A 26,274-nucleotide genomic window follows, 5' to 3' on the forward strand; every position below is an offset into this window, starting at 1 on the left:
AGAACACGATGCCGAGAACCTTGCCTGGACTGCTGCGGCCGGCATTGCTTGCCGTCGCCCTGTCATCCGTTGCCACCGCCGCACTCGCCGGGCCGGTGATGACGTTCACTGCCGTCTTCGCCACCACGGGCATCGAGGACTCGAGCGAGTCGATCACCAGCAGCTCCTCGTTCCAGGAAGCTGGTGGGCGGTTCAATTTCGCGCAGACGCTGCGCGACGAAGTTGTCGTCGAGAACGGCATACGGACGACGTACCACTACCGCGATACCACGTACGACGTGGAGGGTTACTGGCGCGATGCCGTGCATGTCGATCTCGACGTGGTGGCGGGCAGCGACCACACCGCGCAATTTCATGTCGTCGGCACGCTGGTCGCGGGACAGCAGTCGCGCCTGCTCCTGGGCGACCTCGGCTTCGAGGCCAGCCTGTCCCTGGCGGGCGCGTATCGCATCGGCGAAGTACCGGAATTCCCCGACCTTGCCCAGCCGCCGGCCCCGCCGGTATTTGCGAACATCTCGGCGGAGCCACCCGTTCCCCTGCCCGGCTCGCTTAGCTACGATCCGGAAAACAACGCTTTTTCCGCCACGGCGACGGACGCGTTCAGCGCTTCGCGTTTCCTGCCGTACCACGAATATTCCTACCTGGCCTTTGCGAACGAAGACCTGCTGACGGACCGTATCGAGTTCACCTTGGCCGGCCCGGGATACGACCGGCAGATACGCAATCTGGGCTACTCGGAACTGCTGGGTACCGATGTCGCGCCCGTGCCTGAACCGGGCACCTGGATGATGCTGCTCGCCGGCGTGGCCGTGCTGGTGCTCGCGCGCCGGTCCAGGGGGAATCGCGCGCGCACGACGCTCAAAAGCACATGACGATGCGCGTCGCCATGTCGAACATGAAATCGGGCTGGAAGTAGGCGGCGAAGCACAGCCCCAGCACGATGGCGGCGAGGCACCACGCGAGCAGGCGCCGCCACTGCCACTTCATCATGCCGCCTTCAGGCTCGGGCGCGACAGCGCGCGCTCGTCGATCGGCAGGTTGGCCAGGCCAGCCATGATGCCAAGGCCGATCGAGATCGTCCACACGAGGTCGTAGCTGCCCTGCAAGTCGAACACATAGCCGCCCAGCCACACACCGAGGAAGCTCCCGACCTGGTGTGAAAAGAACACGACCCCGGCCAGCATCGACATGTGCGACAGCCCGAAGACGCCCGCGATGATGCCGTTGGTGAGCGGCACGGTGGACAGCCACAGCACGCCCATCGCCGCCGCGAACAGGTACACCGTGAGCGCGGATAGCGGCAGCGTCACGAACAGCGCGATGACGGCAGCACGGGCGAAGTAGATGAACGACAGCAGGTAGCGCTTCGGCAGCCTGCCACCCAGTTGCCCGGCCGCATAGGAACCGAAGATATTGAACAGGCCGATCAACGCCAGCGCCATGACGGCCACCTTCGGATCGGCCAGCCCCTGGTCCTTCAGGTAAGCGGGCATGTGCACGCCGATGAACACAAGCTGGAAGCCGCACACGAAATAGCCGGCCACCAGCAGCAGGAAGGAGCGGTTTCCGAGCGCCTCGCCGAGCGCTTCGCGGATGCTCTGCTGGTGGCCCGCGGCCTTGCGCACGGCCGGCTCGCGCAGCCGGAACGCCATCGGCACCATCAGGAACACCACGATGGCGGCCAGCAGGTACAGCGCGTTCTGCCACCCCACCTGCGAAATCATCGTCTGCTCGATCGGCATCAAGAGGAACTGGCCGAACGAACTGGCCGCGCCGGAGATGCCGAAGGCCCAGGACCTTTTTTCGGGCGGCGCGGCCCGGCCGATGATGCCGCTGACGGCGCCGAACGCCGTGCAGGCCAGGCCCAGCCCGATCAGCACGCCCGAGCCGATGATGAAGAGTGTGGGCTCGGCCACCGTGGCCATCCACACCAGGCCCGCCATGTAGGCGAATGCGCCGGCCAGCACCACGCGCATCGTGCCCCAGCGGTCCGCCACCATGCCGGCGAACGGGCCGAACGCGCCCCACAACAGGTTCTGCAGGGCCATCGCCAGCGAATACGTCTCCCGGCTCCAGCCATTGGCCTGGGAGATCGGCTGCATCCAGAAGCCGAAACCATGGCGCACGCCCATGGCGAGCGTGAGCACGACGCCGGTGGCCAGCAGGATGGTCTTGAGATCGAGGGAGCGCTGGCCGGCGGACATGGTAAAGCCTCGCATAAAGCGTTCAGTGTAACCCAGGCAGATGTTTCCCGCGTGGCAACGAGGTATATAAGCTTGTACCAATAAATACGTTGTCTTCTGTGCAGTGCAACATTAGAATTGTCGATCGTTTAATAACAATACGCAAAGATATGCAGAAATCCAAACAATATTTCTTCATAGCTACTACGGCCCTGATGCTGGCCACCCCCTTCGCCAATACCGTTGCCGCGCCGGCCGTGGCTGCTACGGCCGCGATCTCGCAACCTGCCCTCGTCGCCGCTGCAAGCGGCGCTGCGGAAACGTCCCCGGCAGCGGACCAGTCCGCGGTAAAGTCCGCGTCTTCCCACGACAAGGGTGAGCGCACCGGGTCGCGCGCGGCTCAACTGTCCGACTGGTCCATGCTGCTGGTCGGCGCGGGCCTGCTGCTGCTGCCCCGCAGGCGCCGCCCCGCCGACACGTTCACCGATCAGCGGTCCGCGTCGTAGACCACGCCGATCTGCCGCCGCATCTCGTCCAGCACGCCCATCAAGGCGAGCGTTTCGTCGAGCGGCATCACGGGGCTTTCCGTCAGTCCCTCGCGCAGGCAGCGGTTCACTTCGATGATCTCGTGGGCATAGCCGTTGCCGATGCGTGGAATGCGCTGCGCGCGGCGGCTGCCGTCGCTCAGTTCCACCGTTAATTCTTCCGTGTTGTTGAAGCGGCCGTGCAGGCGCACGAACCCCTTGCTGCCGTAGACGGTGAATTCCACGGGCGTACGCACGGCCAGGCTGGACGTGCACGACGCCAGGGCGCCATTCTCGTGTTGCAGTGCAAACGCGCATTGCACGTCCACGCCGGTCGGGCCCAGCTGGCCGACCGCCTGGACCGCCTTGACGGGGCCGAGGAAATACGCGGCGATCGACAATGGATAGATGCCCAGGTCCAGCAGCGACCCACCGCCGAGAGCCGGGTTGAACAGCCGGTGCTCCGGTTCCACGTCGGCATGAAAGCCGAAGTCACCCTGTACGGCGGCGACCGTGCCGATCTCGCCGCTGGCCGCGACGCGCTTCGCTTCGAGCACGGCAGGGTGGAAGCGCGTCCACATCGCCTCCATCACGAACAGTTTCTTCGCGCGTGCCAGCGTCACGACTTCTTCCGCCTCGCGGCGGTTGACCGTGAACGCCTTTTCGACCAGCACGTGCTTGCCTCCTTCCAGGCACATCAGCGCATTGTCGCGGTGCATCGGATGCGGCGTGGCGATGTAAATCGCGTCGACATCGGGATCGTCGGCCAGCGCCTGGTAGCTGCCGTGGCTTTTCGTCAACTCATGCGAACCGTGTTCGGTGGCGAACGCGGTAGCGCTATCAACACTCCTCGACGCAACGGCCGCGAGCACGGCGTCGGGCGTATCCTTCAGCGCGGCGGCGAAGGCCGTGGCGATCTTGCCGGTGCCGAGGATGCCCCAGCGGATGGTCCGTACTGTCATGATTTCTCCAAGGTAGATGCGTTCCGTTTCGGACGGAACACGGTGGTGTCGTCATAAAACGCGTCGTCCTGCGCCGCCCACCAGCCGGGAATGCCCAGCACCGGCAGCGGCGTGAAGTCGGCCTTGCGCAAGCCCGCGGTACGCAGGCGTTCGGCCACGTGCGCGTCGATCCACGCTTGCTGCCGGGCGCGCTCCAGCGTGAAAAACTCCGCCGGCGCAGGCACGACCAGCGTATGCGCGGTGATGGCCTTGTAGGGCGCCATCAGCTTTTCCATCAGGGCGTGGCCGAACAGCCAGACCTGCGCTTCCCGGCCGAAGGACCCGCCACGCTCGACGAAGGCTTCGCGCCAGCGGTGGTTGCGCAGCGCATCGGCCAGCGCATGGCCTTGCATATTATCCAACACCACGAGCAAGGCCGCATTCTCGTCGAACAGCGTGGCCGCGTCGCGCGCCGCGCCCCGCTCGGCGCGGATGCCGTCGCGCGCGATCTGCGCCGCCTGCAAGGCGTTCAATTCGCGCTTGACCAGGGGGAAGCTGAGCCACACGAGGCCGTTGAAGAAATCGTGCAGGTTGTCGCGCGTGGGCACGCAGCCCGTGGCGCCGATGTGCTCTTCGTAGGCCGTGCCTTCGGGCAGCGCGGCCTGCGGCACGAAGCGCACCGGCAAGCCGGCGTGGTTGACGAGTCCCAGCGCCGCGGCACGGGCGCTGAACGTGCCGATGACGTCGGCCGGATCGATCGTGTCCGCCGCCGGGCGCACGGCATCGAACCACGGCCGAGACCAGTCGACAGCAGGCAGCATCAGGTCAGGCCATGCGCCAGTTGATGGTCTCGCCGGCGTTCAGCGGCACCACTTCCTGCTCGCCGAACGGCAGGGTCTGCGGCAGCGTCCACTGTTCGCGGTGCAGCGTGATCGTGCCCTCGTTCGGCGGCAGGCCGTAGAACGCCGGGCCGTTCAGGCTCGCGAAGGCTTCCAGCTTGTCCAGCGCGCCGGCGCGTTCGAACGCCTCGGCATACAGCTCCATCGCGTGCAGGGCCGTGTAGCAGCCCGCGCAGCCGCAAGCGGCCTCCTTCGCACCTTGCGCGTGCGGGGCCGAATCGGTGCCCAGGAAGAACCGTTCGTCGCCGCTCGTGGCCGCCGTCACCAGCGCCAGGCGGTGTTCCTCGCGCTTGAGCACGGGCAGGCAGTAGTAGTGCGGGCGGATGCCGCCCTTGAAGATCTCGTTGCGGTTGTACAGCAGGTGGTGGGCGGTGATCGTGGCGGCGATCGGGCCTTCCGCCTCGGCCACGTACTGCGCCGCATCCTTGGTGGTGATGTGCTCGAACACCACGTTCAGCGCCGGGAAGTCCTTGCGCAGCGGGCGCATGATGCGCTCGATGAACACGGCTTCGCGGTCGAACAGGTCGATGTCCGGATCGGTCACTTCGCCGTGCACCAGGAAGGGCAAGCCCGTTTCCTGCATCACTTCCAGTGCCTTGTAGCAGTTGGCCAGGTCGGTCACGCCGGCGTCGGAATTGGTGGTGGCGCCGGCCGGGTACAGTTTTACCGCATGCACGAAGTCCGACTCGGCGGCGCGGCGGATCTCGTCCGGCGACGTGTTGTTCGTCAGGTACAGGGTCATCAGGGGCTCGAACGACATCCCGGCGGGCAGCGCGGCCAGGATGCGGTCGCGGTAGGCCTCGGCCTGGGCAACGGTCGTCACGGGCGGCTTCAGGTTCGGCATCACGATGGCACGGGCGAACTGGCGGGCGCTGTGCGGCAGCACGCTGGCCATCGTGGCGCCGTCGCGCAGGTGCAGGTGCCAGTCGTCGGGGCGGATGATGGTGAGAGAGGATGGAGCGTCGAAGGTGGTGGACATGGGCAAGTCTCTGGAAGCGCTGGAAAAACGGAAGTGCCATTTTACCTGCTAGCTTCCCTCGTACGCTGCAATCGCCGTACCACGGCCGACAGGGCGCAGCACATCAGGAAGTAGACGACGGCCACGAAACTGTACATTTCCACCAGCCGCCCGTCGCGCTGGGCCACGCGCGCCGCCGCCCCCACGAAATCGGGTACCGACAGCACATAGACCAGCGACACGTCCTGGAACAGCACGATCGTTTGCGTGAGCAGCACGGGCAGCATGTTGCGCAGCGCCTGCGGCAGCACCACATGGCCCATGCATTGCCAATAACGCATGCCCAGCGCCTGCGCGGCATCCAGCTGGCCACGCGGGATCGCCTGGATGCCGCCGCGCATGATCTCGGAGTAGTAGGCCGCCTGGAACAGGGTGAACGTGATCAGCGCCGACCAGAACGCGCCCACGCGCACCGGCTCCTGCGCGCCGATCGCCCAGGCAGCAACATAGGGCACGAGGAAATAGAACCAGAAGATCACCAGCACCAGCGGCACGGCGCGGATCAGGTTCACATAGGTGGCCGCCAGCAGCGCCAGCGGCCTGAAACCGGACAGCCGGGCCAGCGCCAGCAAGGTGCCCAGCGCCACGCCGCCCAGCATGGCCAGCGCCGTCAGCTTGATCGTGAAGGTCATGCCGGTCAGCAGCACGTCCGCCCACGAGCGCCGGATCACGTCGAAGTCGAAGTCCATCGGCGGGCTCCTAGTATTTCCCCAGAGTGCCAGGCAGCGCCAGCCTGCGCTCGACGGCATGCATGCCGGCCGTAACGACCAGGTTGACCAGCACGTACAGCACGGTGGCCGCCGTGTAGGCCTCGAATACCTGGAACGAGAATTCCTGGATCGCGCGGGCGCTGGCCGTCAGTTCCACCAGGCCGATCGTCAGCGCCACCGAGCTGTTCTTGATGATGTTGAGGAATTCGCTCGTCAACGGCGGCAGCACGATGCGCACCGCCAGCGGCAGCAGCACGTGCCGGTAAGCCTGCCCCCGCGTGAGCCCCAGCGCCAGCGCCGCCTGGGCCTGCCCGCCGGCCAGCGCATCGATGCCCGCCGCAACCTGCACCGCCACCCGCGCCGACGTGAAAAAGCCCAGGCACACGACGGCCGTGACGAACGGCGCCTGCGGCAAGGCCTTCAGCCAGTCGCCGGCCGCTCGCGGCAGCAGCTCGGGCACGACGAAGAACCACAGGAACATCTGCACCAGCAACGGCACGTTGCGGAACAGCTCCACGTAGCCGCCGGCGACAAGGCGCAACCAGCGCTGCGGCAAGGTGCGGGCGACGCCCACCAGCGTCCCGAGCAGCAACGCCATCGCCCAGCCGGCCAGCGAGGTGGCCAGGGTCCAGCCCAGGCCGGACAGCAGCATCTGCCAATAGGTGTTGACACCGTCCGGCGACAGTTCGCCGAAGATGGCCCAGTTCCAGTTGTAATCCATGGCCTGCCCGGCCGCTCAACGGTAGGCGGCGGGGTCGGGCGAATCGGTGGGGTTGGCGACCACTTTCTGCAACTGCGGCGACATCGGCACGTTCAGGTTGATGCCCTTGGGCGGAATCGGGCTGGTGAACCATTTCGCGTACAGGCGCGGGAAGTCGGGCGAAGCGAAGGCCGCGCGAATGGCGGCATCGACCACTTCCTTGAAGGCGGGGTCGCCGCGGCGCAGCATGATGCCGTAGGGCTCGAGCGAGAGCGCTTCGCTGCCGATCACGTAGTCGGCGGGCTGCTTCGAGCCGGCCACCTGGGCGGCCAGCAGGATATCGTCGTTCGCCTCGGCCGCCGCGCGGTTCGTTTCCAGCATCAGGAACGATTCGGGGTGGTCCTTGCCGATCACGATGCGCATGCCCAGGTTGCGTTCCCGGTTCAGCGCCGTCATCTGCTTCAGCGTCGTCGTGCCCGCCGTGGCGACCAGGGTCTTGCCCTTCATGTCGGCCAGCGAGCGGATATTGGCCGTCTTGCGGGTCAGGAGCCGGTTGGCGATCACGAAGATCGTGGGCGAGAACGCCACCTGTCCCGCGCGATCGGCATTGTTCGTGGTGGAGCCGCATTCGAGGTCGATGGTGCCGTTCGCCATCAGCGGGATGCGGTTGCTGGCCGAGACAGGCGTCATGCGCACTTCGACCGGCTTGTTCAGGCGCTTCTTGACCTCGTCGACGATTTTCATGCACAGGTCGACCGAATAGCCGATGAAGCGCCCCTTGTCATCGAGGTAGGAGAACGGCACCGAGCCTTCGCGCACGCCCAGCGTGATGTAGCCGTCGCGCCCGATCTTGGCCAGCGTGCCGGGCGGCTGCTGCGCATGGATGGCGCCGGCGACCAGCGCGAGGGTCAGGAATACGAACAGCCGGATCGATGCCATGATTTCCTCCTGGAGAAAAGCCACGTCGAAAAAAGCTGCTGCCGCGGTATTCCGGCTCAGTGAATGATCCTGGCCAGGAAATCGCGCGCGCGCTCCGACCGGGGCGCGCCAAAGAATTCATCCTTGCCGCAATCCTCGACGATGCGGCCCTTGTCCATGAAAACGACCCGGTTCGCCACGCGGCGCGCGAACCCCATTTCATGGGTGACGACCATCATCGTCATGCCATCCTGCGCCAGTCCCACCATCACGTCCAGCACTTCGTTGATCATTTCCGGATCGAGCGCCGATGTGGGTTCGTCGAACAACATCGCGATCGGGTCCATGGACAGCGCCCGGGCGATCGCCACGCGCTGCTGCTGGCCGCCGGAAAGCTGGTTCGGGTATTTGTCCTGCTGCGCCAGCAGGCCCACGCGATCGAGGTATTTCAGGCCCCGCTCATTGGCCTCGTCGCGCGAGCGCTTCAAGACCTTGACCTGGCCGAGGGTAAGGTTTTCGCGCACCGACAGGTGGGGAAACAACTCGAAATTCTGGAACACCATGCCGATGCGCGCGCGCAACTGCGACAAGTTCGTGCCGGGCGCATTCACCGCGATGCCATCCACGACGATCTCGCCGCGCTGGATCGGTTCCAGCCCGTTGACGGCCTTGATCAGGGTGGATTTGCCGGAGCCGGAGGGCCCGCAGATCACCATCACGTCGCCCCGGTCCACTTGCGTGGTGCAATCGGTGAGTACCTGGAATTGCCCATACCACTTGCTGATGTTTTGTATGTCGATCATCGCCATTCGTGCGCTCACAGCCTGCTTGACAGTGTCGGAAGCCCCAAGGATACTGCGCGAAACTTTTCAAACAAATGCCTGATAATTAATCATATTACGGCAACCACGGCCCCGGCGCGCAATCCGCCGCCGCGCGCCCAGCATGGAGATACAAAGCTCATGGAGAAAAAGAACCGCCTGACCACCTGGATCCTGGTGGCACTGGCACTGGGGATCGTGGCCGGTTACATCCTGAACAGCACGATGACAACGCCGACGACCTATTCGGACGCGATGTCGCTGATCACGACGATGTTCCTCCGCCTGATCAAGATGATCATCGCGCCCCTGGTGTTCTCCACGCTGGTGGTCGGTATCGCGCGCATGGGCGATGCCGGCGAAGTGGGCCGCGTGGGCGTGAAGACGCTGGCCTGGTTCTTCGTCGCCTCGGTGCTGTCGCTGGCGCTGGGCCTCGTGCTGGTCAACCTCTTCCGCCCCGGCGACGCGCTGGCCGGCACGCTGGCCGCCACCGGCCCCGCAGCCAACCTCGCCACCAGCAGCCTGACGCTGAAGGACTTCATCACCCACCTGATCCCGACCTCGATCGTCGATGGCATGGCAAAGAACGAGATCCTGCAGATCGTGGTGTTCTCGCTGTTCTTCGGCCTGGCCGCCGCCGCCGTCGGCAAGAAGGCCGATCCGCTGATCGAATCGATCGACGGCATCGCCCACATCATGCTGAAGGTCACCCACTACGTGATGCAGTTCGCGCCGATCGCCGTGTTCGCGGCCGTTTCCGGCATCATCGCCAAGGAAGGCCTCGTCGTGCTGAAGACCTATGGCGTGTTCATGGCCGAGTTCTACTTCGGCATCGCCGTACTGTGGGGCCTGTTGATCGGCGCCGGCTTCCTGTTCCTGGGCAAGCGCATCTTCGAACTGCTGACGGAAGTGCGCGGTCCGACGATCCTCGCGTTCTCCACCGCCTCCTCGGAAGCGGCCTTCCCGAAAACGCTGGAAGGCCTGGAGCGCTTCGGCGTGCGCAACCGCATTGCCGCCTTCGTGCTGCCGATCGGCTATTCGTTCAACCTCGACGGCTCGATGATGTATTGCACGTTCGCGGCGGTGTTCATCGCCCAGGCCTACGGCATCGAACTGTCGCTGGGCACGCAGATGACGATGATGGCCGTGCTGATGCTGACCTCGAAGGGCATGGCCGGCGTGCCGCGCGCCTCGCTGGTGGTGATTGCCGCCACGCTGTCGCAGTTCAATATCCCCGAAGCGGGCCTGGTGCTGCTGCTCTCCATCGACCACTTCCTGGACATGGCCCGTTCCGCCACGAACGTGATCGGCAACAGCATCGCCACTGCCGTGGTGGCCAAGTGGGAGGGCGAACTCGTCCAGCCCACCGACAAGGACAAGGACCTGGCGACCGAACCGCTGCCCTGAGCGGCGTGCCATCCAGAAGCCGGGCTGAGCCCGGCTTTTTTTTCACGAACGATACGGCGTCAGGACATAATCGGTCAGCACCGGCCCGGCCGAATCAAGGCTGTGGTTCCAGCTCGACATGGCTGCCGCCGATGCCTGCGATTCCGCATGCACGCTGTTGAGCCGGAACCCCGACAGCGAGTCGCCCGGCATCAGGTGATTCGGATACGGCCGCAGGTAATCGACGGCGCGCCAGAACACATAGCTCCTGCCGTCCGTCTCGCCGCGCCAGCCCGGCGGCGTGCCGGTGATCATCACGGGCGCGGAAATCATCAGCGCCAGCGACGACACATACAGCCCGGAATCGGCCGGCTCGTCGTTGTGCAGCGTATAGCGCCAGGTATTCTGCGCGAGCACCGTGGTGACATGCGCATGCAGCGCGCCGGTGAGCCCTGGCGTGGCGGCAGGAATCCGCACATAGCGGTTCAGCTGCACGCCCTGGGTGGCGCCGCCGCAGGCATGGCTGACCGTGAGCGTGAGGAGGTAGCGCCGCCCCACGCCCAGGGCGCCGGCCGAGAAGCGCACGGCGAAGCTGGCCGCGCTGCGCCCTTCCAGCATGCCCAGCACGACGGGGAAGGCGGACGGACTGAGGCGCGCCGCGCCGCCCAGCTTGACGGCGCGCACCTCCAGCCCGGACAGCGGCACTTCGCCCAGGTTCACCACGGGCACCAGCAGGTGGATCTGCCCGTCCACGTTCTCGATGCCGGGCACGCCGAGTCCGGCGCGCGCATCGGTTGTCAAACCGCTCATGGGAGCCTCCGTTGCAACAGGGATTCACTATCGCCCAGCCGCGACCAGCGCGCGGCCCAGGCACCGGGTACCATCAACAGCAGGCCGCACGCCAGCATGAACACTGAAACCGGCTCCGGCACAGGCGTGACCACGGACACGGCTATCGGCGCCGCGAGGGGCCCTGGTACGGCCGCAGGCGGGCTGTCCAGCAAGGCCGTGGCCGGGATCTCGCTTCGCTCGAGCTTGAAGAAGTCATCCGCCGGATAGGCGGGAGGATGGATCGAGGGGTGAGTGAAGTAGTCGGGCGGATGAGCGGACCGAGGCGCGGACAGGCGCGCGCCATCTTGCAGTTCGATCAACTCCACCGCCCGCGCCGGCAGGCAGGCCAGCAATGCCGCCAGCACAACGACAGGTGTGGATCTCACGGTAGCCTCCTGGCAACGGGCTGCATGCAGTGCAACCCCCACTCCTGCCGAGGCAAGTTGCGGGCCAAGAGATATTTGGCCTAGGAATCAGGCACTTACTGCGCAGTCAACAGCGAGCACAGCGATGCTGTCAACCGCGCCGACAGTCACGCGGCGGTATCGACCGTGGAATCGGCCGCGGTATCGACTCCATCGCCGGCAGGGGAATCGGCGCGCGCTTGTTGCCGTGCCCACATTTGCGCATACAGGCCGCCAGCGGCCAGCAGCGCATGGTGGGTCCCGCGCTCGACGATGCGGCCATGGTCGAGCACGAGGATCTGGTGCGCGTCGGCCACCGTGGACAGCCGGTGGGCGATCACCATCGTCGTGCGGTTCTTCGCGATTTCCTTCAATTGCGCCTGGATCGCCTGCTCGGATTTCGAATCCAAGGCGGACGTGGCTTCGTCGAAGATCAGGATGGCCGGGTTCTTCAACAAGGTGCGGGCGATGGCGACGCGCTGCTTTTCGCCGCCGGACAGCTTCAGGCCGCGCTCGCCCACCATCGTCCGGTAGCCGTCCGGCAGGCTTTCGATGAAGTCGTGGATCGAGGCCGCCCGGGCCGCGGCCACGATTTCATCGTGCGTGGCGCCCGGCTTGCCGTAGGCGATGTTGTATTCGATCGTGTCGTTGAACAGCACCGTATCCTGCGGCACGATGCCGATCGCGTGGCGCAGCGAATCCTGCGTGACGTGCCGCAGGTCCTGGCCGTCGATCGTGATCGCGCCGCCGCCGACTTCATAGAAGCGGAACAACAGGCGCGACAGCGTGGACTTGCCCGAACCGCTGTGGCCGACGACAGCGGTGGTGGTGCCGGCCGGGATGGTGAAGTCCACATCGAACAGGATTTGCCGCTTCGGGTCGTAGCTGAAATCGACATGGGAGAACTTCACCTGCGCGCCGTGCGTGACGAGCGGCTTCGCACCGGGCGAATCGGCCACTTCCCGGTTTTCGTCGAGCAGCGAGAACAGGCGCTCCATGTCCGCCAGGCTTTGCTTGATCTCGCGGTAGATCACGCCCAGGAAGTTCAGCGGAATGTACAGCTGGATCATGAAGGAATTGACGAGCACCAGGTCGCCCAGCGTCATCGTGCCGTTCACCACGCCGACCGTCGCGCGCCACATGATCAGCGTGACGGCGGTGGCGATGATCGCCGACTGGCCCGTGTTCAGCAGCGACAGCGAAGTCTGCGAGCGCACCGCCGCCGACTCGTAGTGCTTCAAGCCTTCGTCATAGCGCTTCGTCTCGTATTCCTCGTTGCCGAAATACTTGACGGTCTCGTAGTTCAGCAGCGAGTCGATGGCCTTGGTATTGGCTTTCGAATCGAGCTCGTTCATCGTGCGGCGGAAATGCGTGCGCCAGTTGGTGACGACCACCGTGAAAGTGATGTACAGCACCAGCGCGCTGAACGTGATCACGGAGAACCACACATCGTAGTGTGTGACGAGGTAGGCCAGCACCAGCGTGATCTCGACCAGCGTGGGCAGGATGTTGAACAGCGTGTACGAGATCAGCGAGCCCACGCCGCGCGTGCCCCGCTCGATGTCGCGCGTCATGCCGCCGGTCTGCCGGTTCAGGTGGAAGCGCAGCGACAGTGCGTGCAGGTGCCGGAATACCTTCAGCGCGATGGTGCGCACGGCGCGCTGCGTGACGCGGGCGAACAGGAATTCGCGCAGCTCCGTGAACACGGTGGTGGACAGCCGCAAGGCGCCATAGACCAGCAGCAGGCCGACCGGCAGCACGAGCAGCGCGCGCGGATCGCCCGGCTTGATCGTCATGGCGTCGACCAGGTGCTTCATCACGACCGGCACGCCCACGTTGGCGAGCTTGGCGCCCACCAGCGCAAGCAAGGCCAGGGCGACGCGCCACTTGTACACCCACAGGTAGGGCAGCAGGGTTTTCAGGGTGGCAAGATCGCTGCGGCCGGGGCGGCCCGGCGGAGGCGGTTCGGAGGAATAGGCGGAGCGACGCATGACGGGCAGATTGGCTGGCGTGGTTTAAAATCCGGGGTCTAATTGTATCCCCCAACGAGTTTTCATGATGACCACGCCCGACGACGTCAAACCCGGCACGCCCGCCACGCCCTCTTCCGCCCCGAACCGCCTTCCTCAAGGAAAGATGCCGGAACTGCGCGTGATGCCCGCTCCCGCCGACGCCAACGTCTATGGGGATGTGTTCGGCGGCTGGATCATGGCCCAGGTGGACATTGCCGGCTCCCTGCCGGCCACTCGCCGCGCGAATGGCCGCGTGGCAACCATCGCCGTCAATTCCTTCGTGTTCAAGAATCCCGTGTTCGTGGGCGACCTGCTGTCGTTCTACGCCGATATCGTGCGCGTCGGCACCACGTCGATCACGGTCAATGTCGAGGTCTACGCGGAGCGCAACCGCCTGCAGGCCGACATCGTCAAGGTAACGGAAGCCACGCTGACCTATGTGGCGACCGGCTCGGACCGCAAGCCGCGCGCCGTGCCGCCGATCGAATCGCTGATGCATAAATAAGCATGGACGGCGGCCGCCGGCAGTTGCTGCTGACGGGAGCGCGGGTGGCCTGCCTGGCCGGCCTGGCCGCCCTCGGCCCTTCGCTCGCGCGCGCGGCCGCTCCCCGCAACGGCCGCTATCCGTTCACGCTGGGCGTGGCTTCCGGGGCGCCCTTGCCGGACAGCGTGGTGCTGTGGACGCGCATTCTGTTCGATCCGCTCGATGCCCGCGCCACGCCGCCCGTCGCGTTCGCGGTGCGCTGGGAAATCGCCGAGGACGAGGGCTTCCGCCGCATTGCCGCCAGCGGCACGGCCACCGCCAATCCCGCTCTCGCGCACAGCGTGCACGTGGATGTGAAAGGCTTGCGGCCGGACCGCTGGTACTGGTACCGCTTCATGCTGGGCGATGCCGTGAGCCCCGTCGCCCGCACCCGTACGGCACCGGCGCCCGGCACCCTGCCCCGGTCATTGAAACTGGCCGTGGCCTCGTGCCAGCATTGGGAATTCGGCCACTACGCGGCGCAGCGGCACATCGCCGCGGCCGCGCCCGACCTGGTGGCCTTCCTCGGCGACTACATCTACGAGTGGGGCGCCTACAGCCTCGAACACCCGCAGCGCGCGGTGCGGCGCGACGAAAGCTACACGCTGGAGCAGTATCGCGCCCGCTACGCGCAATACAAGAGCGACCGCGACCTGCAGGCGGCGCACCACGCGGCGCCGTGGATCATGACGTGGGACGACCATGAAGTGGCCAACGACTACGGCGGCCTGCGCGACGAATTGCTGACGCCCGATTTCGCGGCGCGCCGCGCCGCCGCCTACCAGGCCTATTGCGAGCACCAGCCGCTGCGCTTCACGGCGAACGGTTTCCGCGACGTGCGCATGTACCAGCGCTACGACTGGGGCACGCTGGCCCGTTTCCACGTGCTGGACAACCGCCAGTACCGCTCGCCGCAGGCCTGCTCCCGGCCGAGCCGCGGCGGCTCCAACTCCGTCTACCGCAACGCCTGCGCGATGCTGGCCGATGGCCGCCGTACCATGCTGGGCTCCGCGCAGGAGGCATGGCTCCGCGAAGGCCTGGGGGATTCAAAGGCGCGCTGGAACGTGCTGGCGCAACAGACCCTGATGGCGCAGTCGTCGCAGGTGGAAATCCGCCGCGCCAGCGACGGCCGCTTCTGGACCGATGGGTGGGACGGCTACCCGGCCGCGCGCCAGCGGCTGCTGGACGCGCTGCGCACCAACGGCGCAGCCAATCCCCTCGTGCTGTCCGGCGACGTGCACACCTTCTACGCGGCCGAACTGCGGCGCGACCCGACCCGCCCGCGCGCGACGGGCAATCCGGTGGTGGCGACGGAATTCTGCGGCACCTCGATCACGTCGAGCTCACGGCCGCAGGAACGCACGGCACAGTACGTAGCCATGAACCCGCACATCAGGTACGGGCGGAGCGACCGGCGCGGGTTCATGCTGATGGAAGTCACGCCGGAGCGCACTTCCGTGCTCTTCCAGGGACTGGACGATGTGCGGGACAAGGCCAGCGGGGTGAAGACGCTGGCCAGGTTCGCGGTGGAGGATGGGAAGCCAGGGGTGATGGAAGGCTAGGGGCCTTCAGGCGGCTTTCTTCTCGTCGCGCAACTGCCGCCGCAGGATCTTGCCCACATTCGTCTTCGGCAAGTCATCACGGAACTCGATGTACTTCGGCTTCTTGTACGCCGTCAGCTCGGTCTTGCAGAAGTCCATCAGCGTCTCGGCCGTCAGGTTCGGGTCCTTGCGCACCACGAACAGTTTCACGGCTTCGCCGGAGTTCTTGTCCGGCACGCCGATGCACGCGCATTCGAGCACGCCCGGGTGGGCGGCCACCACCCCTTCGACTTCGTTCGGGTACACATTGAAGCCCGAGACGATGATCATGTCCTTCTTGCGGTCGACTATCTTGGTGTAGCCCCGCTCGTCCATGATGCCCACGTCGCCGGTCTTGAAGAAGCCGTCGGGCGTCATCGACCGGGCCGTCTCGTCGGGCCGCTGCCAGTAGCCTGCCATCACCTGCGGGCCACGGATGGCGATCTCGCCGGCGGTGCCGAGGGGCACGGGATTGCCGTCGTCATCCAGGATCGCCACTTCGGTGGACGGGATCGGCAAGCCGATGGTGCCCGTGAATTCGCGGATGTCCACGCGGTTCGCGGTGGCGACCGGCGACGTTTCCGACAAGCCGTAACCCTCGATGATCGGCGTGCCCGTGACCTTCAGCCACTTGTCGGCCACGGCCTGCTGCACGGCCATGCCGCCGCCGTTGCACACCTTGTAGCTGGAGAAGTCGAGCTTGGCGAAGTCCGGGTTGTTCAGCAGCGCGTTGTACAGCGTGTTCACGGCCGGGAACACGGTGACGCGGTATTTCGCCAGTTCCTTGACGAAGCCGGGAATGTCGCGCGGGTTCGGAATCAGCACGTTCAGGCCGCCCAGGCGCATGCCCATGAAGGCGCTGATCGTGAGCGAATAGATGTGGTACAGCGGCAGCGCGCACACGAATACCACCTGCTCCTGCTGCGGCGCCATGTGCAGCCAGGCTTCGTTCTGCAACACGTTGGCGACCACGTTACGGTGCAGCAGCACGGCGCCCTTCGACACGCCCGTGGTGCCGCCCGTGTACTGCAGGAAGGCGATGTCGTCGTGGCCGATTTTCACCGGCTGCAAGGTCATGCGGCCGCCTTCGGCCAGCACCTGATTGAACGACACGGCGCGCGGCAGCGAGTAGGCCGGCACCATCTTTTTCACGTGGCGCACCACGAGATTGACGATCGCACCCTTCACGGTGCCCAGCAGGTCGCCCATCGTGGCGACGATCACGTGCTCGACCGGCGATTCGTGCAGCACTTCCTGCACCGTGGTCGCGAAGTTTTCCAGCACCACGATGGCCTGCGCGCCGGAATCCTTCAACTGGTGCGCCAGCTCGCGCGGCGTGTACAGCGGGTTCACGTTGACCACCGTGTAGCCGGCACGCAGGATGCCGGCCATCGCCACCGGGTATTGCAGCACGTTCGGCAGCATGATCGCCACGCGGGCGCCCTTCTGCAGGCCTTTGTTCTGCAGCCAGGCACCGAACTTGCGGGACATCTGGTCGACCTGCGCATAGGTGAGGAACTTGTCCATGCACACGTATGCCTTCTCGTCGGCATACTTGCTAAACGATTCCTCCAGCAGATGCGTCACCGAGGTGTACTGCGAGACGTCGATCTCGGCGGGTACGCCTTCGGGGTAGGATTTCAACCAGATTTTTTCCATGCAGTGCCTCTTCTTTCGTTATCTGTACGTCCCTTGTGGGGACGTCATGCAGCTTCCTTGCTGCCGGCCGTGACTTCGTCGCGCAGCACACGCCGCAGGATCTTGCCGACATTCGTTTTCGGGAGTTCGTCGCGGAACTCGATGTATTTCGGCTTCTTGTAACCGGTCAGGTTTTCCTTGCAATAGGCCATCAGCGCATCGACCGTCAGGTTCGGATCCTTGCGCACCACGTACAGCTTCACCGCTTCGCCGGAATGCGCATCCGGCACGCCGATGCAGGCCACTTCCAGCACGCCCGGATGGGCAGCCACCACTGCTTCGAGCTCGTTAGGATAAACGTTGAAGCCGGAGACGAGGATCATGTCCTTCTTGCGATCGACGATTTTGACATAGCCGCGTTCATCCATGACGCCCACGTCGCCCGTCTTGAAGTAGCCGTCGGGGGTCATCACCTTGGCCGTTTCCTCCGGCCGGTTCCAGTAGCCGGCCATCACCTGCGGGCCGCGGATGGCGATCTCGCCGGCCTGGCCCAGCGGCACCTCGTTGCCGTCGTCGTCCAGGATGGTCACCTCGGTCGACGGGATCGGCAGGCCGATCGTGCCCGAGAACGCCGTGCTGTCGGAACGGTTGCAGGTGGCGACGGGTGCCGTTTCGGAGAGGCCGTAGCCTTCGATGACCGCCACGCCCGTCGCCTTCAGCCATTTGTCGTTGACGGCCTGCTGCACGGCCATGCCGCCGCCGAGGGCGAGCCTCAGGCTGGAAAAATCGAGATGGTGGAAGTCGGGGTGGTTCACCAGCGCGTTGTACAGCGTGTTCACGGCCGGCAGCGTGTTGAACTTGTACTTGGCCAGCTCCTTGATGAAGCCGCCGATATCGCGCGGGTTGGGAATCAGGATGTTCAGCGCGCCCATGCGCATGCCCCACATGGCGCACGCCGTGAGCGCGAAGATGTGGTAGAGCGGCAGCGCGCACACGATCGTCAGTTCTTCCGGGCGTGGTTCCTTCTCCAGGCCCGGCTGCGACCATGCTTCCACCTGCAGCACGTTGGCGATCACGTTCTTGTGCGTGAGCGAGGCCCCTTTCGAGACACCGGTGGTGCCGCCCGTGTATTGCAGGAAGGCGATGTCGTCGTGGTTCGATTCCACCGGCACCAGCTTCATGCCGGATGCGTGCGACAGCGCTTCCTTGAAGCGCACCGCGTTCGGCAACGAATACGGCGGCACCAGTTTCTTGACGTTGCGCACGACGAAGTCGACGAGCATGCCCTTGGCCATGCCCAGCATCTCGCCCATGCTGGCCACGATGATGTGCTTGACCGCAGTGCGGTCCAGCACCTGCTCGAGCGTACGGGCGAAGTTTTCCAGGATGACGATCGCCTCGGCGCCGGAGTCGGTGAGCTGGTGCTCCAGCTCGCGCGGCGTGTACAGCGGATTGACATTGACGACCGTATAGCCGGCGCGCAGCACGGCGGCCAGCGCGATCGGATACTGGAGCACGTTCGGCATCATCAGCGCCACCCGGGCGCCGGGCTTCATGCCGCGGCTTTGCAGCCATGCGCCGATGCGCTTCGAATAGGTGTCGAGCTCGCCGTAGGTGATGGACTTGTCCATGCACACGAACGCACGGCGCCGCGCATACTTCTGGAACGATTCTTCCAGCAGGTGCACCAGGCTGCCGTATTGGCCGGGATCGATATCAAAGGGAACGCCGGGCGGGTACGACTTCAACCAGATCTTGTCCATGCTGTGCCTCTTGTCTCCGTTTTATTGCAGGGCGATCGGACTCGCCCCGCTGTCATGGGCCGCCGGCTGCACAGGGCCGGCGGGCTGTCGCGGTGTCGACTTCCAGAAAAACGAACGCTCGTACTATCTGCAAGATAAGATGCTATCGACAGGCAGGGCCGCGTGCAAGCGCTTTTTGCGGCCTGCCCCGGCATCCGTGGGCGTTCGAACAGCCGCGGTCCAGTGAAGCGGCCTGCGGCAGTGCAGCATCCCTCTGGATGCCGGGTCAGTGGCCACCGGCTGTTTCAGCCTGCTTTCCTGCCGGGCTTGTTCCCAAATTCGCCGCCGGATTCTCCGCCATCGCAGTCACGGTGGCGGGCGCCGCGGAGCGTGCGAGCTCCGCCAGCCTTTCGGCGCGCTCGACGGATGGCAGATTGCTCATCCGCTGCACTGCGGCATAGAAGCGCGGGAAGGTCTTCTCCTGGGCCAGCAATGCCTTGAAGCCGGGCAGAAGATCATTATAGGTGGCCACGGCGGCCAGGTGGGCATTCGTCAGCTTTTCGGCGAAGAATCGGTCATAGCCGGCGTAACCGCCCCAGCTCGCCTTCAGCACTTCATATTCCTTGTGCAGGGAGGCGAAGATGCGGGCCTTCCCCTCGCGCTTCTTCTTCACGCTGGCCTTGCTGGCATACAGGTCGGAGAGCATCTGGCGATGCTTGACCAGCAGCGCGAGGAAGTCCTTGCGGCGCATGCTGTAGCGGGCGTATGCCTCGCGCATCGCCTCGTTGCCGTACAACTCGAGCCAGCGGTCGACACCCGCTTCTTCCACGGCCGAGGCGAACGCCTCGTTGAAGCGCGAATCGCCGGGAATGTAGACGACCTGGTGCGCCAGCTCGTGGAACACCATGCGCGCCAGTTCGGCGTCGGAGTAATTGATGAAGGTCGACAGCAGCGGATCGCTGAACCAGCCCAGCGTGGAATAGGCGGGTACGCCGCCGACCTGCACGTCGTCGCCCTCCTGGCGCAGTTCCTCGGCGTACGCCATCGCGTCCTCCTTGCTGTAGTAGCCGCGGTAGGCCACGCAGCCGGCAATCGGGAAGCACCATTGGATCGAACGCAGCGACAGTTCGGGCGTGGCCACCACGTTCCACAGCACGAACGGGCGGTTCAGGGCGGCGTACTGCTTGTAGCTCGAATTATCGGGGAGACCAAGTTCGCGCACGGCGAACTTGCGGATCGTGACCGCCTTTTCCAGGCGCGCACGCAGCTTCGGTTCGGTGTTGGGATCGCCCAGCCAGTCATCGATGGGCCGCGAATCGGACCACAGCGAATACTGGCCCTGGGCCGCCTGGAAGTAGTACTTGACCTGCGCGCAACCCGCAAGCAGGGCCGCGCAAGAAAGCCCTGCCAGGAGGTACCGGGCACGGATTTTTAAACGGGCAATCTTGCGCATGCTTCCTACTCATGAGACACGTTCGACTTGAACCAGTGTATCGTAAAAAGTCGGCGCGCGGCCCATGTCGGTCAGGCGCTGGCTGGTCACCTCGTTGGCATTCTTGCCATCGCGCGCGAGCTTCTTCCACCAGATCGACAGGCCCACCACGAGGCCCTTCCGCGCCTTTTCCGTTACACGTGCCTTGCACACGAACGAGCCACGATCGTTGAAGATGCGCACCATATCGCCGTGATTGATGCCACGTGTTGTTGCATCGTCAGGATGCATGTCGAGGTGCGGCTCGCCCTCCGTGGCGCGCAGGCTTTGCACATTGACAAAGGTGGAGTTCAGGAAGTTGCGCGCCGGCGGAGATATCATCGCAAGCGGGTATTTTGCCGCGAGATCGGGGGTAGATGCCACAGATTCATAGTTTTCGATGTAGGCCGGAAGGGGGTCCAGGCCATCCGCCTGCATCGCTTCGGAAAAGAACTCACATTTTCCCGAAGGTGTGGGGAATTTGCCATAGGCAAATGGCGCGGCGGGCATGTTCAGCTTTTCCCAGCCCTTCTTCTTCAATGAATCCCAGTCAAAATGAATAGATCTTGCGTCATCTTTTCGAAACGCCTGCGCTGCCAGTTCGTCATCGGTCTCCGCGAAGCACGGGTCCGTGAAGCCCATGCGCTCTGCCAGCAGCCGGAAGATCTCGGTGTTCGGCTTGGCTTCGCCGAGGGGCGCGATGGCCGGGTTATTGGCCATCATGTACAGGTGGCCGTAGGCCAGGTGCGCGTCCGTGTGTTCGAGCTGCGTGGTGGCCGGCAGCACGATGTCCGCGTAATCGACGGTATCGGTCTGGAAGTGTTCCAGGACCACCGTGAACAGGTCTTCGCGCGCGAATCCCGCCTGCACCCTCGACGAATCCGGCGCCACCGCCAACGGATTCGAGTTGTAGACGACGACGGCGTCGATGCGCGGGCCGAATGACGGTGACGCGGGGCGCAGCAGGTCGTCGCCGATCGTCGTCATGTTGATCGTGCGGGGCAGCTTTTTCAACAGGTCGGGCCGCTGCAGCGCCGGTTTGTTGGTGGGGAAGGAGCCGGACGTCGACAACTGGATGCCGCCGGCGGCGTGGCGCCATGCGCCCACCAGCGCCGGCAGGCAGGCGATATTGCGCACCGCCATGCCGCCGCCGCGCACGCGCTGCACGCCATAGTTGACACGGATCGCAACCGGTTCGCCATCGCGCGCCGTCTTGCCATAGAGCCGCGCCAGTTCCAGCACCTGTTCTTCGGGGATGCCGCAGGTGGCGGCCGTGCGGGCCGGCGTCCACTCGGCCACGCGCTCCTTCAGTTGCTCGTAGCCCCGCGTGTATTGCGCGATATAGTCGGCGTCCACGAGGTTCTCGGCGATCAGCACGTGCATCATGCCCAGCGCCAGCGCCGCATCGGTGCCCGGCATCGGCGCGATGTGCAGGTGGCATTTCTCGGCCGTCAGCGAGCGGTAGGGATCGATCGCCACCAGCGTGGCGCCGCGGCGCTTCGCTTCCTGCGCGCGCATCCAGAAGTGCAGGTTCGAGGCGATGGGATTGCCGCCCCAGATCAGGATCAGCTTCGCGTTCTGAAACTCCTCCAGGTCGGTGCCGATCGAGCCGCCGACCGTGTACTTGTAGCCCGTGGCCCCGGCCATCGCGCAGATCGTGCGGTCCAGCAGCGAGGCGCCCAGCTGGTTGAAGAAGCGCGACGACATCGATTCACCCTGCAGCAGGCCCATGGTGCCGCAATAGCTGTAGGGCAGGATCGCTTCCGGCGCCGTTTCCGCCAGCGGTTTCAGCCGCGCGGCGATCTCGTCCAGCGCCTCGTCCCAGCTGATGCGCTCGAACTTGCCTTCGCCCTTCCTGCCGACGCGGCGCATGGGGTACAGCAGCCGGTCCGGCGAATAGGTGCGCTCGGCGTAGCGCGACACTTTCGTGCACAGCACGCCGGCCGTGGTGGGATGGTCGGGATCGCCCTTGATCTCGGTGGCAACGCCGTTTTCGACGGTGACGAGGATGGCGCAGGTATCGGGGCAGTCGTGCGGGCAGGCCGCGCGCACTTGGGTAGCGGTCATGGGATACGGTAAGACGAGAAGGACAATCCGCTATCGTAGCCTATCTGGCAGGCAGCCGCGCGGGGTGGCTTCGACGGCGTTACAAAGGCTACAATGTTCCTTCGCTTACCAGCGCTGACCGACGTTTGTGGCGCCTGCGCTCCGAACCGGAGCCGCAACAGAACAACTGGAGAGCCAGATGAAACTTGTAGAACCGATCATTGCCTTCCAATCCGAGCTGCGGGACATTCGCCGCGACCTGCATGCGCACCCGGAACTCTCCTACGAGGAAGTGCGCACGTCCGACGCCGTGGCCGCGAAACTGACCGAGTGGGGGATTCCCGTCGTGCGCGGCCTGGGCGTGACGGGCCTCGTGGGCATCATCAAGAATGGCACGTCCGACCGGGCGATCGGCCTGCGCGCCGACATGGATGCGCTGCCGATGCAGGAAGTAAATACCTTCCCGCACGCTTCGCGGCACCCCGGCAAGATGCATGCTTGCGGCCATGACGGGCACACGGCGATGCTGCTGGGCGCGGCCTATCACCTGGCGCGGCAGCGCGATTTCGACGGTACCGTGTACCTGGTGTTCCAGCCGGCCGAGGAAGGCGGCGCCGGAGCCCGCAAGATGATCGAGGATGGCCTGTTCGAGCGCTTCCCGATGGAAGCCATCTACGGCATGCACAATTGGCCCGGCTACGCGGCGGGCACGATGAACGTGTGCACGGGGCCGATGATGGCGTCGTCCAACGAATTCCACGTGACGGTGCGCGGCAAGGGCGCGCACGCCGCGCAGCCGCACAAGGGCATCGACCCCGTGATGATCGCGGTACAGATCGCCCAGGCCTGGCAGACCATCATTACCCGCAACAAGAGCCCGCTCGATACGGCCGTGCTGTCGATCACGCAAATCCACGCCGGCAGCGCCACCAATGTGATTCCCGACACGGCGCAGCTGGTGGGCACGGTGCGCACCTTCACCACGCCGGTGCTGGACCTGGTCGAGCGCCGCATGCGCGAGCTGGCCGAGGGCATCGCCGCCGCTTTCGAAGCGGAAGTCGACTTCGAGTTCAAGCGCAACTACCCGCCGCTGGTGAACCACGAGAAGGAAACCGCCTTCGCCGTCGAGGTGATGAAGGCCGTGGTGGGCGAGCAGAACGTTGATGCCAATGCCGAGCCCACGATGGGCGCCGAGGACTTTGCCTTCTTCCTGCAGGAAAAGCCCGGTTGCTATATCTTCATCGGCAACGGCGATGGCGACCACCGCGAAGGCGGCCATGGCCTGGGGCCATGCGTGCTGCACAACGGCAGCTACGATTTCAACGACAACCTGCTGCCGGTCGGCGCCAGCTTCTGGGTCAGACTTGTCGAGACCGCCCTACCGCTACGTTAGCGAGGCCGGGGGCGCCCGGCACTAACCCACTGCCATGATGGACGATTGCTTCTGGGTGCGGCTTGTCGAGACCGCCCTACCGCTACGTTAGCAGGGCCGCGGGCGCCCGGCACTCCCGCCTGCCATAAGGGACGATTGCTTCGGGGTGCAGCGCGTGGAAACCGCCGTGCCGCTACGGTAACTGGTCCGGCGCGTCGCCCACGCGCTGGCCGGAGTTGAGCTTTTCCAGCGCCAGCAGCGCGGCCGAGTGATCGGCTTGCGGATACACATCCTGGATCGATTCGTAGCGCTCCGTCACCAGGCTGGTGACCGGCAGCGCGATGCCGGCCGCCGCCGCCGCGGCCAGGATGTTGTGCTGGTCCTTCAATTGCGTCGTCACCTGCCCGCCCGGCAGGAAATTCCTGTCCAGCATACGCTGGCCGTGGACGTCGAGGATGCGGCTCTCGGCAAAACCGCCGCGTATCGCCGCGCGCACGGCGGCCGGATCGGCGCCCGCGGCCTGGGCCAGCAGCAGCGCTTCCGCCACGATATTGAGGGTGCCACCGACGATCAGCTGATTGCACAGCTTCGACACCTGCCCGGCACCCGCCGGCCCGACGCGGGTGACACGCCCCATCGCTTCGAACACGGGGCGGGCATGCTCGACATCGGCCTCGGCACCACCGGCCATGATTGCCAGCGTTCCCGCCTGCGCGCCGCCCACGCCGCCCGACACGGGGGCGTCCACGAAGCGGCAGCCTGCAGCCTGCAGGCGGGCGTGGAATTCCTGGGCTTCGGACTGGCGCGTGGAACTCATGTCGATCCACAGGGCGCCCGGCTTCAGGGCCGGCAATGCCGCCTCGATGACCTGGCCCACCACGGGGCCCGCTTCCAGCATCGAGATGACAATGTCCGCATCGCGCACGGCATCCGCCAGATCCGGCACCGCCACGGCTCCGTCCGGTGCGAGGCGTTCGGCCTTGCTGAAGGTACGATTCCACGCGTGCACCGGCAGGCCGGCCTGCAACAGGCGGCGCACCATCGGCTCTCCCATCAAGCCGATACCGAGAAAGGCAATTTTCGTCAAGAATCCCACTTTTTCGTGCTCCGTAATAATTTTATTGCCGGGATTTTAATCCTTTAGGCGGTCTTCAGCTTAAATCCGCAGAGATCGCTACAATAACCGGATTGCCGTATCGCTACGGATACAGCATGTCACTTGAGAGAAGAGTCAACATGAAAAAAATGATCGCGGCCGTGGCCGCATTGCTGGCGGCGCAGGCCGCATTCGCGGCCGAGGGCCAATTCCTGGATGGTGTCTACGGCGAAGCCGCCACCGCGTCGAAAATCCGCATGGCGCGCGTGGGCGTCACGAAGGACTGGAACCCGAACTGGAGCTGGTTTGATTCCGGCAATACGCACCTGACCGGCTACTGGGATGCAAGCGTGGGCTATTGGCAAGGCCGCATGCACAACAATGTGCCCGGCGAAAAGCAGCACATCGGCGACATCGGCTTCACGCCCGTGTTCCGCTTCGAAAACAAGAACAAGCTGGGCTTCTATGCCGAGATCGGCATCGGCGCGCACTTGATGTCCGAAACCTATAACAACAACGACGATCGCCTGTCGACCGCCTTCCAGTTCGGTGACCACATCGGCATCGGCTATGTGTTCAACAAGAACTGGGAAGTGGCGGTCAAGATGCAGCACTTCTCGAACGGCAGCATCAAGAAGCCGAACAGCGGTGTCGATTACGGCGTGGTCAAGCTGGCTTACCGGTTCTGATCCAGTCCGCTCATGCCGAACATGGAGCCCGCCGCGTGCGGGCTTTATTTTCGGCGCAGCCCGCGCAGCGACCGGGGCAGCAGGTTGAACAGCCGCACCTGCAGGTGCAACTGCCAGGGAAACACGCAGCGCTCCGCGCGCCGTTCGATGGCCTGCGCGATGCGCCGCACCGCCTGCGCTTCGGTTTGCAGAAAAGGCTTCCGGCTCGCATCGCCGCCGTTCAGCTCGCGCAGCCGGGCCGTGTCGACATAGCCCGGCACAATGACGGTAACGGCGATCCCGAACGGTTCCAGCGCTTTGCGGAACGTATCGCAAATGGCAATGGCGGCGCGCTTGCTGGCACTGTACAGCGAGGCGCCTGGATAGTCTCTCAGCAGCCCGGCGATCGACGCGACCGCGACAAGGTGGCCGGGCCCCTGCCGCCGCATGTGGCCGGCGGCGATGTCGAAGGCGTCGTACAGGCCGCCGACGTTGGTGCGCAGCACCGGAAGCGTGGCCTCCGGCTGCGCCGCGATGGCGGCGGCATCGGTGTACTGCCCGGCGGTGACGATCAACAGGTCGATGGGCGCGAACGCGTCCATCGCGCGCCGCAGCGCCGCCCGGTCGGTGATGTCGGCCTCTTCGACCGAGACTCGCGGGTGGCTGGCCAATGGATGCCCGGCCAGACGCGCGGCATCGCGCCCGCACACCGCCAGCGTGGCGCCCTGCCCGGCATAGTGTTCGGCCAGCGCGAGGCCGATGCCGCGCGTGCCGCCGATGATCATGATCCT

General features: G+C 65.2%; 25 protein-coding genes. 7 read left to right on the forward strand and 18 right to left on the reverse strand.

The window, feature by feature from the left end; translation table 11 throughout:
• Positions 1 to 8 precede the first annotated feature (8 nt).
• Positions 9 to 872 (forward strand): PEP-CTERM sorting domain-containing protein, encoded by an 864-nt coding sequence (locus tag V6Z91_RS06165; protein ID WP_338768013.1) that lies wholly within the window; start codon positions 9 to 11, stop codon positions 870 to 872.
• Here the strand turns inward: V6Z91_RS06165 and V6Z91_RS06170 are convergent.
• Complete coding sequence (locus V6Z91_RS06170) at positions 859 to 990, reverse strand: hypothetical protein (protein ID WP_338768015.1); 132 nt, start codon at positions 988 to 990, stop codon at positions 859 to 861. The two genes, V6Z91_RS06165 and V6Z91_RS06170, sit on opposite strands and share 14 nt — an antisense overlap.
• Positions 987 to 2,204 (reverse strand): MFS transporter, encoded by a 1,218-nt coding sequence (locus V6Z91_RS06175; protein WP_338768018.1) that lies wholly within the window; start codon positions 2,202 to 2,204, stop codon positions 987 to 989. The genes V6Z91_RS06170 and V6Z91_RS06175 overlap by 4 nt, the downstream gene beginning before the upstream one ends.
• A 149-nt stretch (positions 2,205 to 2,353) precedes the next feature.
• On the opposite strand from V6Z91_RS06175, the gene V6Z91_RS06180 reads away from it, so the two are divergent.
• Positions 2,354 to 2,689 (forward strand): hypothetical protein, encoded by a 336-nt coding sequence (locus V6Z91_RS06180; RefSeq protein WP_338768021.1) that lies wholly within the window; start codon positions 2,354 to 2,356, stop codon positions 2,687 to 2,689.
• Here V6Z91_RS06180 and V6Z91_RS06185 read toward each other — a convergent pair.
• Genes V6Z91_RS06185 through V6Z91_RS06215 form a run of 7 tightly spaced genes read right to left on the reverse strand, consistent with a single transcriptional unit; the run spans position 2,671 to position 8,696 of the window.
• Entirely contained in the window at positions 2,671 to 3,669 is a 999-nt protein-coding gene (locus V6Z91_RS06185; RefSeq protein ID WP_338768025.1) for a Gfo/Idh/MocA family oxidoreductase, read from the reverse strand. The two genes, V6Z91_RS06180 and V6Z91_RS06185, sit on opposite strands and share 19 nt — an antisense overlap.
• The gene (locus V6Z91_RS06190; RefSeq protein ID WP_338768028.1) at positions 3,666 to 4,469 is read right to left on the reverse strand and encodes a DUF3025 domain-containing protein; all 804 of its coding nucleotides are present in this window, start codon (positions 4,467 to 4,469) and stop codon (positions 3,666 to 3,668) included. Before V6Z91_RS06190 ends, V6Z91_RS06185 begins: the two co-directional genes overlap by 4 nt.
• 4 nt (positions 4,470 to 4,473) lie before the next feature.
• Positions 4,474 to 5,526 carry a dihydroorotase gene (gene pyrC / locus V6Z91_RS06195; RefSeq protein ID WP_338768030.1) on the reverse strand — a complete coding sequence of 351 codons (1,053 nt, stop codon included), beginning with the start codon at positions 5,524 to 5,526 and terminating at the stop codon, positions 4,474 to 4,476.
• A 41-nt stretch (positions 5,527 to 5,567) separates the two neighbouring features.
• Positions 5,568 to 6,254 carry an amino acid ABC transporter permease gene (locus V6Z91_RS06200; RefSeq protein ID WP_338768032.1) on the reverse strand — a complete coding sequence of 229 codons (687 nt, stop codon included), beginning with the start codon at positions 6,252 to 6,254 and terminating at the stop codon, positions 5,568 to 5,570.
• 10 nt (positions 6,255 to 6,264) lie between these two features.
• Positions 6,265 to 6,996 (reverse strand): amino acid ABC transporter permease, encoded by a 732-nt coding sequence (locus tag V6Z91_RS06205; protein ID WP_338768034.1) that lies wholly within the window; start codon positions 6,994 to 6,996, stop codon positions 6,265 to 6,267.
• Positions 6,997 to 7,011: 15 nt separating this feature from the next.
• On the reverse strand, positions 7,012 to 7,914 hold the full coding sequence (locus V6Z91_RS06210) for an amino acid ABC transporter substrate-binding protein (protein ID WP_338768037.1): 903 nt from the start codon (positions 7,912 to 7,914) through the stop codon (positions 7,012 to 7,014).
• 56 nt (positions 7,915 to 7,970) lie between these two features.
• Positions 7,971 to 8,696 (reverse strand): amino acid ABC transporter ATP-binding protein, encoded by a 726-nt coding sequence (locus V6Z91_RS06215; RefSeq protein WP_338768039.1) that lies wholly within the window; start codon positions 8,694 to 8,696, stop codon positions 7,971 to 7,973.
• 159 nt (positions 8,697 to 8,855) lie between these two features.
• Between V6Z91_RS06215 and V6Z91_RS06220 the strand changes: the two genes are divergently transcribed.
• Positions 8,856 to 10,121: a dicarboxylate/amino acid:cation symporter gene (locus V6Z91_RS06220; RefSeq protein WP_338768042.1), complete on the forward strand. Its 1,266-nt coding sequence runs from the start codon at positions 8,856 to 8,858 to the stop codon at positions 10,119 to 10,121.
• A gap of 42 nt (positions 10,122 to 10,163) precedes the next feature.
• Here V6Z91_RS06220 and V6Z91_RS06225 read toward each other — a convergent pair whose 3' ends face one another.
• The 3 genes from V6Z91_RS06225 to V6Z91_RS06235 form a co-directional block, all read right to left on the reverse strand.
• Positions 10,164 to 10,910, reverse strand: coding sequence for a hypothetical protein (locus tag V6Z91_RS06225; RefSeq protein ID WP_338768045.1), 747 nt, complete (start codon positions 10,908 to 10,910; stop codon positions 10,164 to 10,166).
• On the reverse strand, positions 10,907 to 11,317 hold the full coding sequence (locus V6Z91_RS06230) for a hypothetical protein (RefSeq protein ID WP_338768048.1): 411 nt from the start codon (positions 11,315 to 11,317) through the stop codon (positions 10,907 to 10,909). The genes V6Z91_RS06225 and V6Z91_RS06230 overlap by 4 nt, the downstream gene beginning before the upstream one ends.
• A 146-nt stretch (positions 11,318 to 11,463) precedes the next feature.
• The gene (locus V6Z91_RS06235) at positions 11,464 to 13,326 is read right to left on the reverse strand and encodes an ABC transporter ATP-binding protein/permease (protein WP_338768051.1); all 1,863 of its coding nucleotides are present in this window, start codon (positions 13,324 to 13,326) and stop codon (positions 11,464 to 11,466) included.
• A 67-nt stretch (positions 13,327 to 13,393) separates the two neighbouring features.
• Between V6Z91_RS06235 and V6Z91_RS06240 the strand changes: the two genes are divergently transcribed.
• Both V6Z91_RS06240 and V6Z91_RS06245 read left to right on the forward strand, forming a co-directional pair.
• The gene (locus V6Z91_RS06240) at positions 13,394 to 13,852 is read left to right on the forward strand and encodes an acyl-CoA thioesterase (protein WP_338771751.1); all 459 of its coding nucleotides are present in this window, start codon (positions 13,394 to 13,396) and stop codon (positions 13,850 to 13,852) included.
• Between the two features lie 2 nt (positions 13,853 to 13,854).
• Positions 13,855 to 15,432: an alkaline phosphatase D family protein gene (locus V6Z91_RS06245; protein ID WP_338768054.1), complete on the forward strand. Its 1,578-nt coding sequence runs from the start codon at positions 13,855 to 13,857 to the stop codon at positions 15,430 to 15,432.
• Positions 15,433 to 15,438: 6 nt separating this feature from the next.
• Here the strand turns inward: V6Z91_RS06245 and V6Z91_RS06250 are convergent, their stop codons facing one another.
• The 4 genes from V6Z91_RS06250 to V6Z91_RS06265 form a co-directional block, all read right to left on the reverse strand.
• Positions 15,439 to 17,109 carry a long-chain fatty acid--CoA ligase gene (locus tag V6Z91_RS06250; protein ID WP_338768057.1) on the reverse strand — a complete coding sequence of 557 codons (1,671 nt, stop codon included), beginning with the start codon at positions 17,107 to 17,109 and terminating at the stop codon, positions 15,439 to 15,441.
• 44 nt (positions 17,110 to 17,153) lie between these two features.
• The gene (locus V6Z91_RS06255) at positions 17,154 to 18,851 is read right to left on the reverse strand and encodes a long-chain-fatty-acid--CoA ligase (RefSeq protein WP_338768059.1); all 1,698 of its coding nucleotides are present in this window, start codon (positions 18,849 to 18,851) and stop codon (positions 17,154 to 17,156) included.
• Positions 18,852 to 19,116: 265 nt separating this feature from the next.
• Complete coding sequence (locus V6Z91_RS06260; RefSeq protein WP_338768062.1) at positions 19,117 to 20,283, reverse strand: aminopeptidase; 1,167 nt, start codon at positions 20,281 to 20,283, stop codon at positions 19,117 to 19,119.
• Positions 20,284 to 20,292: 9 nt separating this feature from the next.
• The gene (locus V6Z91_RS06265) at positions 20,293 to 22,368 is read right to left on the reverse strand and encodes a molybdopterin oxidoreductase family protein (RefSeq protein ID WP_338768065.1); all 2,076 of its coding nucleotides are present in this window, start codon (positions 22,366 to 22,368) and stop codon (positions 20,293 to 20,295) included.
• A 178-nt stretch (positions 22,369 to 22,546) separates the two neighbouring features.
• Between V6Z91_RS06265 and V6Z91_RS06270 the strand changes: the two genes are divergently transcribed.
• Positions 22,547 to 23,740, forward strand: a complete 1,194-nt coding sequence (locus tag V6Z91_RS06270; RefSeq protein ID WP_338768068.1) for a M20 aminoacylase family protein — start codon at positions 22,547 to 22,549, stop codon at positions 23,738 to 23,740.
• Between the two features lie 172 nt (positions 23,741 to 23,912).
• On the opposite strand, the gene V6Z91_RS06275 is transcribed toward V6Z91_RS06270, so the two are convergent.
• Entirely contained in the window at positions 23,913 to 24,761 is an 849-nt protein-coding gene (locus V6Z91_RS06275) for an NAD(P)-dependent oxidoreductase (protein WP_338771752.1), read from the reverse strand.
• Between the two features lie 194 nt (positions 24,762 to 24,955).
• Between V6Z91_RS06275 and V6Z91_RS06280 the strand changes: the two genes are divergently transcribed.
• Positions 24,956 to 25,504, forward strand: coding sequence for an acyloxyacyl hydrolase (locus V6Z91_RS06280; RefSeq protein ID WP_338768071.1), 549 nt, complete (start codon positions 24,956 to 24,958; stop codon positions 25,502 to 25,504).
• Positions 25,505 to 25,548: 44 nt separating this feature from the next.
• Here the strand turns inward: V6Z91_RS06280 and V6Z91_RS06285 are convergent, their stop codons facing one another.
• The gene (locus V6Z91_RS06285) at positions 25,549 to 26,268 is read right to left on the reverse strand and encodes an SDR family NAD(P)-dependent oxidoreductase (protein WP_338768073.1); all 720 of its coding nucleotides are present in this window, start codon (positions 26,266 to 26,268) and stop codon (positions 25,549 to 25,551) included.
• Positions 26,269 to 26,274 lie beyond the last annotated feature (6 nt).

The organism is Massilia sp. METH4 (assembly GCF_037094685.1).
In the GTDB taxonomy this organism is placed as follows: Bacteria; Pseudomonadota; Gammaproteobacteria; order Burkholderiales; family Burkholderiaceae_D; genus Rugamonas.